Origin of the sequence: Chroococcidiopsis sp. CCALA 051 (assembly GCF_003015105.1) — a bacterium.
In the GTDB taxonomy this organism is placed as follows: domain Bacteria; phylum Cyanobacteriota; class Cyanobacteriia; order Cyanobacteriales; family Chroococcidiopsidaceae; genus Chroococcidiopsis; species Chroococcidiopsis thermalis.
The window spans coordinates 1-14982 of sequence record NZ_PYCI01000150.1 but is presented as its reverse complement, the minus strand read 5'-3'; the positions used below and the strand labels follow the sequence as shown (position 1 = coordinate 14982).

The window sequence follows — 14982 nt, the reverse complement described above, 5'->3', positions numbered from 1 at the left end:
GAAGGGGGGCAAGACGACCCCCCCAACCCCCCTTGAGAAGGGGGGCAATGTTCTCTCTACAACCCCCTTTTTAAGGGGTTCTCCGCAGGTGGGGGGATCCATCCGCTGGTGCAGTCTAGAAGAAATCCCAGATAATTCGATCGCTGGCTGTTTCTTTTCCAACGAACTCATAGACGCACTACCCGTACATCAAATTGCGATCGAACGAGGTGTGCTGCGAGAGATGTACGTTGGACAAGGGAAACAAGGAAGCAGCAATTCTAGTCACCAGCCACTAGCCACTAGCCACTCTCCTTTTACAGAAATTACAGAGAAACTTTCTACACCCAGACTGCAAGAATATTTCGACTTGGTTGGCATCGATATAACTTCTTCTACCTATCCAGATGGATATCGCAGCGAGGTAAATTTGGCTGCTTTAGACTGGTTGCAATCAGTAGCTCAGAAGTTGCAGCGCGGATATGTATTGACAATTGATTATGGTTATCCTGCAAGTCGATACTACAATCCAGCACGATCGCAAGGGACTTTACAGTGTTACTATCAACACCATCACCACAACGATCCGTATATCAATATCGGACAACAAGATATCACCGCTCACGTTGATTTTACAGCTCTACAGCGATGGGGCGATCGCTGCGGATTGCCAACAGTCGGCTTTACCCAACAAGGCTTATTTTTGATGGCGTTAGGATTGGGCGATCGCATTGCGGCACTATCTCAAACCACAAGCCAATCGCTCCAACAAGTCCTATGGCGGCGTGATGCCCTACATCAACTGCTCGATCCTATGGGTTTAGGCGGATTTGGCGTTTTGATTCAAAGCCGGGGACTCACTGAGACAGAAGTAGCACAGCCCTTGATGGGGTTAAAGTAGAGACGTTACATGTAACATCTCTACAAGGTGAAATCTTAAATCAATAGCTCTGACGATGGTGAGAATTCAATTTTCCCCCACAATGATTAGAGTAGTAAAGTAAGGCTATCAAACAGCAAAATCATGAACGCCCACGATCTATTAACACTAGTAATGCTTTTGACTCCTGGGATTTTGCTTTCAGTAATAATTCTGGTTACATTTGCCGCTGGAGGCTGAATCAGTTATCAGTGGCTAGTGGCTGGTGACTAGTGACTAGAATTGCTCCCTCAGCTTCCCCAACTTCCTCAGCTTGGCAACTCTCTCTTCCCCGACTCCCGTACGGGCGAGTTTAATTGCAGATCTTCTAGTTGTTCGCAGGAATTTTCTATGAACCCCCCCCTACGACTCCCGGCTCCCGATATGGTATTAGGACTGCACCCCCTCTAACATAGAGTGGATGACGTGGCTGTCCTTGTAGGGTGACTCCTAGACAATGCAAAACTTGACCCTGACTCAAGAAACCTAGTACGGATTTATCTCTTTGTTGCCAACTACCATAGTTACCCCAAGCAATGACAATTTTCTCGACACTTTGCTGCATTCGCATTAAATAAGAGTCATTCTCGCAGCCAACCGGATCGAAGACTCTTCGCAACACTAACCAATCGGTGGCGCGGTAAGCAAATAAATTGCCTACTTCTATGCTTCCGTATCCCCAGTTACGAGCAAAATTGATACAGCGACGAATCGTGGGATCGTCTTTGGTTGCATCTGCCGTACTGGGGTTGAGCATAATCAAGCCAATGCATGGTAGATCGGTGTCCCAAACTCTAGTTAGGGAATAACGATACAATCCATCGGGTGCGATCGCAGCACTCATTTTCATTCGGCAAGACGCAAGAGTTAACTAACTACTAACAAATGACGCATGACAAATGACGAATAAGTTCGCAAAGAACTGTAACGACTGCTGGCTCAAGTACAATGAAAAGCAGCTTTGCCACATCAGGATGACATCCTTACAACAGCACAACAGCTAAAAGTTTGCTTTTTTGACTTTTAACTTTTAACTTTTGACTTTTCACTGTTGACTTACTGAGTAGAGGAACAAGGATGCAAGTTGCTGTATTTAGCACCAAATCCTACGATCGCGCCTTTTTAGAAACTGCTAACGCCGAATACAAACACGAACTGGTATTTTTTGAACCTCGTCTGACCTGCGAGACGAGCATTTTAGCAAAAGACTATCCAGTAGTTTGCGTCTTTGTCAACGACCAATTAGATCGTCCAACCTTGACTTGTCTAGCCGATCGCGGTACGAAGTTAATTGCTTTGCGTGCTGCCGGATATAACAACATAGATATCATCGCTGCTACTGAATTAGGTTTACCAGTCGTGCGCGTGCCAGCCTACTCACCCTATGCAGTAGCAGAATATACTCTAGGGATAATTCTTGCCCTGAATCGTAAAATTTACCGCACTCATTATCGCGTGCGTGAGGGGAATTTTTCGCTAGAAGGTTTGATGGGTTTTGACTTACACGGCAAGACAGCGGGGATCGTTGGTACTGGAAAGATTGGGGCGATCGTCGCGCAAATTCTCCATGCTTGCGGCTGTCATGTGCTAGCGTATGACAAATATCAAAACCCTGACTGTCAAGCTTTAGGCGTGCAGTATGTCTCGCTTCAGGACTTATTTGCCCGTACTGACATTATCAGCCTTCACTGTCCGCTAACACCAGAGACATACCATTTAGTTAATTCTGAAGCGATCGCCTTGATGAAAACAGGTGTAATGCTGATTAATACCAGTCGTGGAGCGTTGATCGACGCAAAAGCAGCGATTAAAGGCTTAAAATCCGGTAAAATTGGATATCTTGGTTTAGATGTCTACGAGCAAGAAGGAGATATTTTTTTTGAAGATCTCTCAAACACCATCGTGCAAGATGACGTGTTACAGAGGTTGCTGACGTTTCCCAACGTCCTGATTACTGGTCATCAAGCCTTTTTTACCAAAGATGCACTGACTAGTATTGCCCAGACTACCCTTGCCAATATTAGCGATTTTGAAAGCGGAAAACCTTGTCCTAATCAAATTAAAGTAGAGTCTCCTCAAGCGGTTGCTAGCAATGTCAAGTAACTTAATTTACAACTTATAGCAATCCGAGTGCTGACGAACTCGATCTGATTTATCTATCTTGAAGTCGATCGAGTAGTCCGGGGAAGTTAAGTATATTTGAACAATAACCAAGAACTTGTTTTGAATTTTTGATTTTCAAACTAATCAGTTCAGTAGTACATGCAGACAGTTGCTAAATCAGCGATATTAAAGTAGTCATCATCAAAAACAAGGTAAAACTATGGAATCTCAGATACAACAACAAGAATACACCACCACACCTGAAGGAATGCCAGCTAGCGAACCCGCAGGCACTTTGGCGCTTCCTCCCGCTCCTCAGTCAAATACGCAATTGAAAAAACTCGGCGCTCAAGTCCGAGCCTTTCTGGACGAACTACCAGAATACATTGCCAAGTTTTATAACGAAAACCAAAAGCCAATTACTGTTGCTATCTTGATTGTGGCAGCATTTGTCACTGTTAAAGTCGTTTTGGCAATCTTAGATGCTCTCAATGATATTCCTTTGCTTGCACCAACTTTTGAATTAATCGGGATCGGTTATTCTGCTTGGTTTGTCTATCGCTACCTACTCAAAGTAGAGACACGGGAAGAATTGGGGCAAGAAATTCAAGCTATTACCAGTCAAGTCGTCGGTAGCAAGAAATAGTCCGCAGCAGTAGCGGAGATCTGCATAAAAACATAAACCAATAAAAGCGATCGCCCAATAAGATTTGTCTTAGCGCGATCGCTTTTTCAGTTATCAGGGAGCAGGGGGAACAATTACCCATTACCAATTACCAACTACCATTTACCATTTACTGCTGTTGAACTCCAGCAATATAGGGAGATTGAATCGGATCGAGCCGTCCTGCTCTTACTAAAGCTTGGTAAACGCTAGCTGCTACATCAGCACGGGTAGCCTTGATATTAGGTCTGAGTTGATTAGCTTCAGGATAATTCACGACTAACCCAGCCGTGGTAGCTGCGGCAATTCTCTCCCTAGCATAATTGGGAATTTGGTCTGCATCTACATAGAATTTCTCCAAGACTTGCTCTGGTAAGGCTGGTGGTGCAAGATTTAAGCCACTAGCCAGAGACACCAAAACTTGCGCTCTAGGAATCTCCTGTTGAGCTTTAAATGTATTGTCGGGATACCCGCGTAAGAATCCAAGTTGAATTGCTCGATTAATCGCTGGGATTCCCCAGAAATTTTCAGGCACGTCTGTAAATTTACTCTGAGTATCAGATCCAGGTAATTGATTGAAGGCTTCTTGCAAAATCGCAGCATACTCAGCTCTAGTGACGGGATCGGTAGGCTTGTAATAGCCGCCAGAAAAACCTCTGACGATGCCGCGCTCGGCAAGAGCTGTAATAAATGGATATGCCCAATAATCCGCAGGCACATCTTGAAACTTAACTTGTTGCGCTGGAGATGGTTCTGGGGATGCTGGAGTGGTTGGTGTGGTGGGAACAGGGACGATCGCCGGAAATGGAGCTACAGGCTGTCTGCGGGGCGTGACAGGCGTTTCTGGAGCGATCGCTTCTGGGGCAGGACTGGGAATCGGCGCTAGTTCCGCTCTAGGTTCGGGGCTAGCTTGCGGCTGGGGAGTCAAAGCCACAGGCGATCGCGCTTCTGGGGCAGTCACCAACGGTAAGATACTGGGAATCTGAAAACCTCGCCCCGAACGAGACAGCGACCAAAATAGTATTCCGCCGAGCGCAGCTAAAGCCAGCACGACTGCAAGAAATTCATCAAATCCTAAAGGAGTTCTGGAAGACCGAGGATCGGGAGGTGGGGAATTAGTCATGCATTTTCGCCCATCGAATCAGGATTTCGTGTCTAAGACAATCTACTTGTACTAATTCGCTCAATCTACTACCTTAAGGCTAATTTTTTCAATTGGTCATTGGTCATTGGTCATTGGTCATTAGTTAACGGTTGACAGTAATTATTCTTCCTTGTCCCCCTTGTCTTCCTTGTTCCCCTTATCCCCCTTGTCCCTCACTCCTCACTCCTCACTCCTCACTCCTCACTCCCCACTCCCCTCTTCCAACACGCGCAAAATACTAGGAATACTATCAATTGCTTCAAGCTGGCGAATTTCTGCTAAAGCTTGATGAAAATCGCCTTCGCGCACGTTGTGGGTGACAACGACGATTTCGGCTAAATGTTTGTGAATTCCCGTCTGCACGACAGATTCTAAGCTGACACCGTGGGAACCGAAACAAGTTCCCAACTTACCAATTACCCCAGGATGGTCTTTGGTGAGGAAGCGGGCGTAAAATCGGGTAACGAGTTCTGACATTGGGGCGATCGCGCAGTAGTCTTGATGAGTGCAAGCGAGTAATGGGTGGAGTGAGGCGCTTTCTGTCTCCAAGTGTCCTGTTTTCAACACAGCAGCAACATTTAAAATATCCGAAACAACGGCGCTAGCGGTTGCTCCTGCCCCTGCCCCAGGACCAAAAAACATCACCTGTCCGAGGGGTTCGGCTTCCACCAAAATTGCGTTGTAGACCCCGTGAATGCTGGCTAAGGGATGCGATTGAGGTATGAGAGTGGGGTGAACGCGGACGGAGAGCAGAGGGGCTGAGGGAACTGAGGAAGCTGAGGAAGCTGAGGGAGTTTCTCTTTGGGCGATCGCGAGTAATTTGATTGTAAAACCGAGTTTTTGGGCGTAAGCAATATCTGTTTGGCTGACTTGACGAATGCCTTCACAGTAAACATCGGGTAGCTTGATCCTGCCACCGTAAGCCAAGGAAGCGAGAATAGCGATTTTATCGCCAGCATCTAAACCGTCTACATCGGCAGTAGGGTCGGCTTCAGCATATCCGAGTTTTTGTGCGTCTGCCAGTACGTCATCAAAACTACTGCCTTCGGCTTGCATCCGCGTCAGAATATAGTTTGTCGTCCCGTTGACAATGCCAGTAATAGCATGAATCCGATTCACACCTAGAGTTTGTTTCAGGGGTTGAATGACTGGAATGCCTCCCCCAACAGCCGCCTCTAGCATGACGTAAACTCCAGCAGCGTTGGCAGCATCAAAAATTTCATTGCCGTAACGGGCGATAACAGCCTTATTCGCCGTGACGACGTGCTTGTGATGAGCGATCGCCTGCATAATCAGCGATCGCGCTGGTTCCAATCCTCCCAATACCTCAACGACAATCTCTACTTCTGGATCGCTGACAATCGCCTGTAAATCTGTCGTCAATATTCCATCTGGTAGGTTGACCGCACGGGGCTTATCGAGCGATCGGACTCCAACTCGATAAATTTCCAACTCCTGCATTAGAGAATGCCGTCCAGCCCTATCCTGCAATAGCTGAACCGTCCCCGTTCCTACCGTACCTAATCCTAGTAAACCAACCTTAAAAGCCACAACTTTCCCACTTAGTTCGCCAAAAACAATTGTAGGGTGGGCAATGCCCACCCTACTAGCCACTAACCACTAACCACTAACCACTAATAGGTTTCAACGTGCCAGCGTCCGGCTTTCTTCATCTCTTTCTGATAGTCCGACCACTTGATACCAGATTTAGCAGCCTCCGCTGCTAGTGCTTCGTCGATCCCGCCTTCCATACCTTTTAAACCGCAAATGTAAGTGTGGGTATTTTCTTGCTGGATCAGCTTCCACAGTTCTGCTGCTTGTTCGGCTACTCGGTCTTGGATGTACATTTTGCCACCTTGAGCGTTTTTCTGCTCGCGGCTAATGGCATAAGTGAGACGGAAGTTATCGGGATACTGCGCTTGTAACTCTTCTAGTTCCTGTTTGTAAAGGATATTGGGAGTTTGAGGAATACCGAAGATCAACCAAGCAAAACCCTTAAATTGATACTCAGGGTTGGCAGCTTTTTCTTCATCCTTAAACATCCGCCACAGGTAAGCTCTAAACGGAGCAATACCCGTACCCGTTGCCAACATGATAACGTTGGCATTGGGGTCTTCTGGCAGCAACATTTCTTTACCGACGGGTCCGGTGATCTTCACGTCTGCCCCTGCTTCTAAGTGACAGAGGTAAGTTGAGCAAACACCGTAGACAGTCTCGCCTGTTTCAGGGTGCTTGTACTCCAATTGACGCACGCATAGAGAAACGGTTTTGTCATCCATTTTGTCCCCGTGACGGGTGGAAGCAATGGAGTATAGCCGTAGCTTTTCCGGCTTACCGTTTTTATCTGTCCCGGGTGGGATGATGCCGATACTCTGACCTTCTAGGTAACGAAGATTGCTACCGGAAAGATCGAAAATTAAGTGACGAACAGTACCAATTCCGCCTTCGCCAACCAATTCTTCATTGGAAAGACACTTCCCAACAAAAGGAGCATTGGGACGATAGGTATTGACGGGGACATCTGCGTGTTTGGCTTTCTCAGGCTTTGGCTGTGCTTGAGTCATGGGCTTGCCTTTATTTTCTGCTTTTTTCTGCTCTTGTGGTGCAGCTTTTGCTGCTTCTTGTTTTGGAGCCACAGCAGGGGCTTTGCCGTTACCGTTGCCATCAACTGTCAGAAGTTGAATATTGACAATTTTGCCTCCCATACGGGCGATCCGCCGCATTTCTTGGTTCATGCGGTTGTAAGGCACTCTCATATATACGCTGCCACTTTGACGAATCGGGTAGCCCATTTGGTCAGTTGTTTCATTCTGACGTAAGCCCACCACTTCGTATACAAAGACGCGGCTACCAGCTTCGGTGTTGGCGGCTGCATCAGCGGCGTTGGAATTGTACATCGATTAACTCTCTCCGAACCCTACATCACTACTGAAAACTGAAAATTGGTGTTCTAAAACAGCTCTCTTGAGAGAAAGATTTCTGCTTCTGCAAAAAAGAGTTGCGAGAAATACTTCCAAAAAGTAGCTGTGATGAACTTTTATTATTCTCACCCGTAAAGGAGCGCCTGGGATGGCAAATTCCTTGCTTAACTCCTCTACCAGACTACAAATTTAGTCACTTGCAGAATGTTAAGAGCGATCGAGTTTTGTTTTTTTTAATAAAAATGTGCAACAAAACCTTAGCATAAGTACTAAGCCACTAGACGATATAGCCCAAAAGTAGCCTTGTAAGGGCGATCCCCTTCTGGTAGGATCTACTATAACAGTAGGACTAAATACTTAGCAGCTATCAGGTGATTTCTTCCATCGGGAAGCGCGATCGCAACAGCTGAAGCTTGGAGGCAACCCAAGCAATACAAGTTAAGACTACCAGATTAAGTTCCAGGCTACCAAGTAAGCCAAACAAACAACATACAAAAACAGCCCATCTTGTCAGTTAGAGGAAACCTATGATCAGTAAGCCGGATCGCGTGGTTTTGATTGGCGTAGCCGGAGATTCCGGTTGCGGTAAATCCACGTTTTTGCGCCGTTTAACAGATTTGTTTGGAGAAGAGTTAGTCACCGTTATTTGCTTAGATGACTATCACAGCCTGGATCGCAAACAGCGCAAAGAAACAGGAATCACTGCCCTCAATCCCAAGGCAAATAATTTTGACCTAATGTACGAGCAAATCAAAGCTCTGAAAAACGGTCAATCAATTGAAAAGCCGATTTACAACCACGAAACCGGATGCATTGACCCACCGGAACACATCGAGCCAAATCATATTATCGTAGTTGAGGGCTTGCATCCGCTGTATGACGAACGGGTGCGATCGCTACTTGATTTCAGCGTCTATCTTGACATCAGCAATGAAGTCAAGATCGCTTGGAAAATTCAACGCGACATGGCAGAACGCGGTCATCGCTATGAAGACGTGGTTGCGGCAATTAACTCTCGCAAACCCGATTTTGACGCTTACATCGAGCCGCAAAGAGAATTTGCCGATGTTGTGATTCAGGTGTTGCCAACTAACCTGATCAAAGAAGACAAAGAGCGGAAAGTGTTGCGCGTGCGGATGCTGCAAAAAGAAGACGTACACGGCATGACACCAACCTACCTATTTGACGAAGGCTCTACGATTCAGTGGACACCTTGCGGACGTAAACTGACCTGTTCCTACCCAGGAATGCAAATGTTCTACGGGTCAGACGTTTACTACGGTCAATACGTCTCCGTATTAGAAGTAGACGGACAATTTGACAACCTAGAGGAAGTTGCTTACATCGAAACTCACCTGAGCAACACCTTTACCAAATACCAAGGTGAAATGACTCATTTGTTGCTCCAGCACCGCGAATACCCTGGTTCCAACAACGGAACTGGTCTATTCCAAGTCCTAACAGGCTTGAAGATGCGAGCAGTCTACGAAAGCCTCACTGCCAAAGAAATCAAATTGGCAGTCTCGGCAAAAGCCTAGCGTGTGAGCTGAGGGAACTGAGGGAGCTGAGGGAGCTGAGGGAGAAAAATAACTTTTGAATTCTTCCTTGTCCCCCTTGTCCTCCTGATCTCCCTTGTCCCTCTTCTATTCCCTACCCCCTACTCCCTGCTCCCTACTCCCTTTAAAATAAAGGTTGCTCAAAAATTTGCGGGGACTAACTGGTTCATGTATACAGAAAAGGAGCTACTGAGTGAGGCGTGGACGAGATTAGAAGCATCGGTTTTAAAGTTTGAGAATGAACCAATTGGTACAGTAGCTGCTGCAATTGATAAAAGCACTCAACAATTCAATTACGGGCATTGCTTTATTCGCGATTTTGTGCCTTCAGCCCTAGCATTTTTAACTAGAGGTCAGGGTGAAATTGTCGCCAATTTTTTACGACAAACCCTGAAGTTACAGATTAACGACAAAAATATCGATGAAGTTAGGGCGCATATGGATGGCGTAAGACCAGGTATGGGTCTAATGCCAGCAAGTTTTGAGATAGTCGAAGAAGAAGGAAAACAAGCTGTCAGAGCCGATTTTGGCGAACGGGCAATCGGTAGAGTGACACCTGTAGATTCTTGTTTGTGGTGGCTGATTTTACTACGGATTTATCAAAGAGCTACAGGCGACCAAGAGTTAGTTCAAGAAGCAGGATTTCAGCGGGGAATTAGGTTAATTCTCAATCTCTACATGCTGAAGCAATTCGATATGTACCCGACGCTGTTAGTTCCCGAAGGGGCATTTATGATTGACCGTCGCATGGGAGTGTACGAGCGTCCGCTAGAAATTCAAGCTCTATTTTACGCGGCTTTACTAGCAGCAGATGAATTGCTGTTACCCAAAAATAAACAGGACATTCATACAGAAATCGAGCAGCGACTGGCAAGATTGAAAACGCACATTCGCGAACATTATTGGCTCGATTTAGAAAAAGTGAATGAAATTCATCGCTACGAAAACGAGCAATTTGGAGAAGAAATTTGCAACAAATTCAATATATATCCAGAGTCTTTGGAAGCCTGGGCGATTGATTGGGTTCCCAAAGAAGGAGGCTATCTAGCTGGGAATCTGGGACCAGGGCGGATGGATTTTCGCTTCTTTGCAATTGGGAATTTGATGTCAGTTATTTGCTCGTTAGCAGATGAAGCGCAATCTCAAAAGATCATGAATCTGATCGGTAAACGATGGATCGATCTAGTTGGAAATATGCCAATGAAGCTTTGTTTTCCTGCTATAGAAGACAAGGAATGGGAATTAATTACAGGTTGCGACCCAAAAAATGTGAGTTGGTCTTATCATAATGGAGGAAGTTGGCCCGTTCTGTTATGGTTTTTAGTCGCGGCAGCTTTAAAAGTGGGGAGAAAAAGTATTGCCGAACGGGGAATTAGAATTGCCGAAAAACGTTGGTGCGAGTATAAAGATAAAGATCGTTGGCCCGAATACTACGATGGCAGAAAAGGCAATTTAGTCGGCAAAAAGGCAATGCGCTATCAAACCTGGACGATCGCCGCTTATATCGTCGCCAAAGACTTAATGGAGAACCCGCAGCATTTAGAATGGATTACATTTCAGTGAACAGCGGACAGTTATCAGTGGTAATTGGTAATCGATCGCTGGTCACTGATAACTGGTCGCTGATTTCAGCCTGTACGAAACTCGCCACCTCCTTGAATCAAATCTTCTGGTCTAATATTGGAGAGAAACTCTCGAAAAGCTTTCAGCTCAGCTTCATCTGCTTCGCGATCGACGGGAATGGAAGCATCAGCTACCACTTCCTCCATCACCCAGATCGGGCTATTCAGGCGTAGGGCGATCGCGATCGCATCGCTGGGACGAGCATCAATTTCTTTTTTGACCTCACCCTGGCGGGCGCACAAAACTGCGTAAAACGTCCCATCCTGAATTGAATGAATGACGACTTTTTCCAAGGTCATACCCCAGACCTCTAGAATATTTACTATGAGGTCGTGAGTTAGAGGTCTGGGCGGTTTTTGATTTTCCAAAGCGCCAATAATCGCCTTTGCCTGATCTTGATTGATGTAGATGGGTAATGCTCTACGCTCTTTACCGTCTTTCAACAGCACGATTGGACTGCGGTTGACCGCATCTAAAGCAATGCCAGCGACTTTCATTTCGATCATTTGCGTAGCCTCTAAAACTCTCTAGGCAAAGGGTAATTGGTAGATGGGGTTGAAGGTGTTTGATTCTGTATAGCAAAAATAAACATACTTTATAGCCTTACATAACAACTTTTCCGATCTGCTGTCAGCAAAGACAGAGAATTGCCCTTAGTTCTTTGCTGTACGATAGCCTATCCTAAGTATGCCCTGATTGTAAGCTGAATTTATGGATTTAGCGTGAGTAAATTTTGCCAGAATCAGTTGTCTAAATTGCATCCAAGACCGCTCGGATGAGACAAACTAGCTAAACTGGGCAAAATTATCGATTTTTGGGAGAAAAACTGTGTTTACGGGATTAGTACAAGCTTTGGGTCAAATTCGAGCGCTAGACAACTATTATTATCAGATTACTTGCTCTAGCGACCAGAAAAATTTAATTTTGCCAGATCTCGCGCTCGGGGATAGCGTTGCGGTGGATGGAGTTTGCCTCACGGTCATGGAGATTCTACCCCAAGGATTTATCGCCGCAGCCTCGCCGGAAACCCTCCGCCGTACTACCCTGGGACAGCGCGAAGCTGATGCAGGATATGTCAATCTAGAAACCTCTTTGCGTGTCGGTGGTAAAGTGGGAGGTCATTTTGTCATGGGACACGTAGATGGAACGGGGTGCTTGGAAACGGTAGAAGAAACAGCTACCTCATGGGAAATGAGCTTTACTGCAACAGCAGCGATCGCTCGTTATCTCGTCTCCAAAGGCAGTATTGCCATCAACGGTGTTAGCCTTACCATTGCCGATCTCGACCCTACCAGAAATTGGTTTAAAGTCGCCGTCATTCCTCATACCTACGCTCATACCAACCTGCGCGATCTCCGCCCTGGCAGTCTAGTTAACTTAGAAGCTGATATTTTAGGCAAATATGTCGAAAAACTGCTGAGTTACAACTCTCCTCACTCATCTGAAGAAGAGTTATCGCCAGCCTTTTTAGTAGAACACGGGTATCTATGAAGGGCGAGGAGCGAGGGAGTAAGAGAGTGATGCCTAGTGTGTGAAATACTTACGTCTTAAAACTTACGGCTGCTCCCTTGTCTTTTCCCTAACCCCTCACGCCTAACTCCTCGCTCCTACTTACAGCGTTGCGATCGCCACGAAGTGCATTAACTAGCTGGACTACGGCAGATTCTAATTCTGCACCAGGATCGCGGGCAACTAAGCTATCCAAATCGACTTGCTTAATTTCAAAGTTGAATCGAGTACTGCTGGCGCTGGCGACGATCGCTTCGCGAACAGTGGCGGGCATCACCGTTTCATGACGATCTGGTTGGGAGTTGGCTAAGCGGATAGCTTTATCTAATCGTGCTAGCCCAGTCTTCAAGTAGGCTTCAGGGTTGGCAACAATCCAACCGTTGGCAGTTAACTGTCGGGTCTCGAAGTGGAGGTGGGGACCAGTAGAATTCCCCGTACTGCCAACCCGCCCGATGACAGTTCCCTGCGGAATTGTTTCTCCTGGGGAGACAAAAATTTCAGATAAATGACCGTAAAGAGTTTGGAGCGTATTTTTGTTGTGGTTGAGAACGACAGTTAAACCGTAGCCACCGACATAATCGGCAACTTCTACCGTACCTGGATAAGCCGCTAACACTGGCGTTCCCAGGGGCGCACCTATATCTGTACCAGAGTGAAAGCTGAAATCACCAAACAGAGGATGGACGCGCCAGCCAAAAACTGAGGTGACGGGAGAGGGAACTGTCAGTGGAAACATGAAATTTCCCTGTCCTTTGGCTTCGGGATCGCGGTATTGATAGCTGAGAACGCTACGCTGGGTTTTCAAGTTGGTCGCCACGCGAAAGCCTTCAGCAGTAATATCGATCGGTCCAAGCTGAATTGGTCTGATGCCGTTGGCAACCGAGTGGCGATCGAGCGGGGCGACGCTTCTACCAAAGTTTCTAGAACGAGCTAGTTGTCTCATCCGCTGCTGGCGGAGGCTGGGACGACAAAGGCTACTCAAACCAGGTCTAGCAACAGCCCGACAACCGGAGATTCTGGATTTTAATACTATTGAGCTTGGTGCTTCGTAGCCAGTGGTAGCACCGAGGCTGTATCCTGTGGGGTCGATGTACGCACCACTAGGATCTGGAGCAGGACGATCGGGCAAGTTAGCCGATCGCCTGACAGGTGAAGTGTCTAGCTGTTGTCTCAGTTTTTGCCATCTCTCCGGTTTTACCGATTTTGAATTGACTTGTAGGCTGGGGCTGGGAGAGGCATCGAATGAATTGTCGATCGCGGCTTCTGACTGAGCTAAGACTAAGTTGCCACCAAGCAAGCTAGAAATACTAATAAAACCGATCAGAAATATATGTTTGGAGTTAGTAGGCATAATAACTGGTAATTAGTAGTTAGTCATTTGTTATTTGTCATTTGTTATTTGTCATTGGTAAGTTGTAAGTTCCTTCTTACTCCCTACTCCCTTGCTCCGCCAATATACTGACAACTGACGATCGCTGCTCCCTGCTCGTCCCTGCTATTTCCTTACGATACAAACGAAATATTTATGCTTTGTCAAACAATTAGCCATCATAACCCAGACTCACAGCACCAGGGGGGAGACAAATTTCTGAATTGGGGCTGAAATTGTATGATTGAGAGTCAAGCCTGACTCGTAGTTCGCCGCGATCGCTAATACCAACTACAACGCCGTTTTGTCCTTCTACGGTGAGGCGCTGTCCCATATTTATAAATAGTTTGTGGTAAGACGGCAGAAGAGTATCGATTCCCCCTGGGGAGCAAAACTTGTAACCTGAAATTGTGCCTTGTAGTGTCACAGCCGCTAATGTTTCTAAGCAGTCAATTGCAGCCAAAGGTTGTTGAGATAAGAAAGATTGCAAACCGATCCCTGTAGCTGGGACAGGGTTAGCCCAGTTAATCCCGACTCCGACTACAGCATGAATAATTTTTTCATGTCGCACTTTTGTTTCTGTCAGAATTCCACCCAGTTTACGTCCTAGCAAAATTAGGTCGTTGTGCCATTTCAATTTTACCGGAACACCGCGATCGCCCAAAGCCGTTGCAATGCCCCAAGCAGTTGCTAAAGTCAACTGATAGCCGCAGTTGACTGGTAAGTTTGGCTCTAGGACTACAGATAAATATAAACCTCCTGCTGGCGAAGCCCACTGTCGTCCCCATTGTCCTCGTCCAGCTGTTTGTCGTTCGGCAATGATGACCGTTCCTGGTTTTGCCCCCTGCGCGATCGCATTCCAGGCTTTCTGGTTGGTCGAGGGTAGACTCTCGTAAACTTCTACAGCAAAATCCGCTTCTGCTACCATTGGAGCAAGAATTGCTAATAGCTTTTGTCGGTCTAGTGTCACGCTGGCAAGTGCAAACTGTGTCAATTAAGTTAGCATTAATTTGCTGAAAATAAACCTGTCATGCTGTGCTTTTACATTAGATGGCAGCTTGGCTAATTTAGTTTCATTTTGTTGGTTAATTGTTTGCTAATTTTTAGATTTAATCCATGCATACTTGGGATTGGCGCGGTTGCGAAGGTTTTCTCTATCTATCCTGTAGCTTGTTACTGTCTCTTATACACATCT

At 46.3% G+C, this 14982-nt stretch carries 13 protein-coding genes; 6 read left to right on the top strand and 7 right to left on the bottom strand.

Translation table 11 applies throughout. The features are described from left to right. The coding region (locus C7Y66_RS26005) for an SAM-dependent methyltransferase (protein ID WP_199197643.1) at window positions 1-880 on the top strand (880 nt) is incomplete at its 5' end. A 367-nt stretch (window positions 881-1247) separates the two neighbouring features. Here the strand turns inward: C7Y66_RS26005 and C7Y66_RS26000 are convergent. After that, the gene (locus tag C7Y66_RS26000) at window positions 1248-1748 is read right to left on the bottom strand and encodes a DUF1643 domain-containing protein (protein WP_233222853.1); all 501 of its coding nucleotides are present in this window, start codon (window positions 1746-1748) and stop codon (window positions 1248-1250) included. 227 nt (window positions 1749-1975) lie between these two features. On the opposite strand from C7Y66_RS26000, the gene C7Y66_RS25995 reads away from it, so the two are divergent. Then, complete coding sequence (locus C7Y66_RS25995) at window positions 1976-3001, top strand: 2-hydroxyacid dehydrogenase (RefSeq protein ID WP_106547810.1); 1026 nt, start codon at window positions 1976-1978, stop codon at window positions 2999-3001. Between the two features lie 220 nt (window positions 3002-3221). Beyond that, window positions 3222-3647 (top strand): CAAD domain-containing protein, encoded by a 426-nt coding sequence (locus tag C7Y66_RS25990; RefSeq protein WP_106547809.1) that lies wholly within the window; start codon window positions 3222-3224, stop codon window positions 3645-3647. A gap of 148 nt (window positions 3648-3795) precedes the next feature. On the opposite strand, the gene C7Y66_RS25985 is transcribed toward C7Y66_RS25990, so the two are convergent. The 3 genes from C7Y66_RS25985 to petH all read right to left on the bottom strand — a co-directional run bounded on the left by C7Y66_RS25985 (window position 3796) and on the right by petH (window position 7706). Next, complete coding sequence (locus C7Y66_RS25985; protein ID WP_106547808.1) at window positions 3796-4788, bottom strand: S-layer homology domain-containing protein; 993 nt, start codon at window positions 4786-4788, stop codon at window positions 3796-3798. Window positions 4789-5010: 222 nt separating this feature from the next. Continuing rightward, complete coding sequence (locus tag C7Y66_RS25980; RefSeq protein WP_370143967.1) at window positions 5011-6411, bottom strand: homoserine dehydrogenase; 1401 nt, start codon at window positions 6409-6411, stop codon at window positions 5011-5013. A gap of 32 nt (window positions 6412-6443) precedes the next feature. Continuing rightward, window positions 6444-7706 carry a ferredoxin--NADP reductase gene (gene petH / locus C7Y66_RS25975; RefSeq protein WP_015153058.1) on the bottom strand — a complete coding sequence of 421 codons (1263 nt, stop codon included), beginning with the start codon at window positions 7704-7706 and terminating at the stop codon, window positions 6444-6446. Window positions 7707-8257: 551 nt separating this feature from the next. Here petH and C7Y66_RS25970 point away from each other — a divergent pair. After that, a complete protein-coding gene (locus tag C7Y66_RS25970) occupies window positions 8258-9268 on the top strand; it encodes a phosphoribulokinase (protein ID WP_106168871.1) in 1011 nt (336 codons plus the stop codon). Between the two features lie 186 nt (window positions 9269-9454). Further along, on the top strand, window positions 9455-10849 hold the full coding sequence (locus tag C7Y66_RS25965) for a glycoside hydrolase 100 family protein (RefSeq protein ID WP_015153060.1): 1395 nt from the start codon (window positions 9455-9457) through the stop codon (window positions 10847-10849). A gap of 65 nt (window positions 10850-10914) precedes the next feature. On the opposite strand, the gene C7Y66_RS25960 is transcribed toward C7Y66_RS25965, so the two are convergent. Further along, window positions 10915-11415 carry a bifunctional nuclease family protein gene (locus C7Y66_RS25960; protein ID WP_015153061.1) on the bottom strand — a complete coding sequence of 167 codons (501 nt, stop codon included), beginning with the start codon at window positions 11413-11415 and terminating at the stop codon, window positions 10915-10917. A 322-nt stretch (window positions 11416-11737) separates the two neighbouring features. On the opposite strand from C7Y66_RS25960, the gene C7Y66_RS25955 reads away from it, so the two are divergent. Continuing rightward, window positions 11738-12400, top strand: a complete 663-nt coding sequence (locus C7Y66_RS25955; protein ID WP_106547807.1) for a riboflavin synthase — start codon at window positions 11738-11740, stop codon at window positions 12398-12400. Window positions 12401-12488: 88 nt separating this feature from the next. Here C7Y66_RS25955 and C7Y66_RS25950 read toward each other — a convergent pair whose 3' ends face one another. Then, entirely contained in the window at window positions 12489-13769 is a 1281-nt protein-coding gene (locus tag C7Y66_RS25950; RefSeq protein WP_106547806.1) for a M23 family metallopeptidase, read from the bottom strand. 190 nt (window positions 13770-13959) lie between these two features. Then, window positions 13960-14757 (bottom strand): biotin--[acetyl-CoA-carboxylase] ligase, encoded by a 798-nt coding sequence (locus C7Y66_RS25945; protein WP_015153064.1) that lies wholly within the window; start codon window positions 14755-14757, stop codon window positions 13960-13962. Between the last annotated feature and the right edge of the window lie 225 nt (window positions 14758-14982).

What these genes read in the sequence shown, in the direction of transcription:
- C7Y66_RS26000 (WP_233222853.1), bottom strand. Translation starts at nt 1,748, where the DNA reads ATGAAAATGAGTGCTGCGATCGCACCCGATGGATTGTATCGTTATTCC.
- C7Y66_RS25995 (WP_106547810.1), top strand. Translation starts at nt 1,976, where the DNA reads ATGCAAGTTGCTGTATTTAGCACCAAATCCTACGATCGCGCCTTTTTA.
- C7Y66_RS25990 (WP_106547809.1), top strand. Translation starts at nt 3,222, where the DNA reads ATGGAATCTCAGATACAACAACAAGAATACACCACCACACCTGAAGGA.
- C7Y66_RS25985 (WP_106547808.1), bottom strand. Translation starts at nt 4,788, where the DNA reads ATGACTAATTCCCCACCTCCCGATCCTCGGTCTTCCAGAACTCCTTTA.
- petH (WP_015153058.1), bottom strand. Translation starts at nt 7,706, where the DNA reads ATGTACAATTCCAACGCCGCTGATGCAGCCGCCAACACCGAAGCTGGT.
- C7Y66_RS25970 (WP_106168871.1), top strand. Translation starts at nt 8,258, where the DNA reads ATGATCAGTAAGCCGGATCGCGTGGTTTTGATTGGCGTAGCCGGAGAT.
- C7Y66_RS25965 (WP_015153060.1), top strand. Translation starts at nt 9,455, where the DNA reads ATGTATACAGAAAAGGAGCTACTGAGTGAGGCGTGGACGAGATTAGAA.
- C7Y66_RS25960 (WP_015153061.1), bottom strand. Translation starts at nt 11,415, where the DNA reads ATGATCGAAATGAAAGTCGCTGGCATTGCTTTAGATGCGGTCAACCGC.
- C7Y66_RS25950 (WP_106547806.1), bottom strand. Translation starts at nt 13,769, where the DNA reads ATGCCTACTAACTCCAAACATATATTTCTGATCGGTTTTATTAGTATT.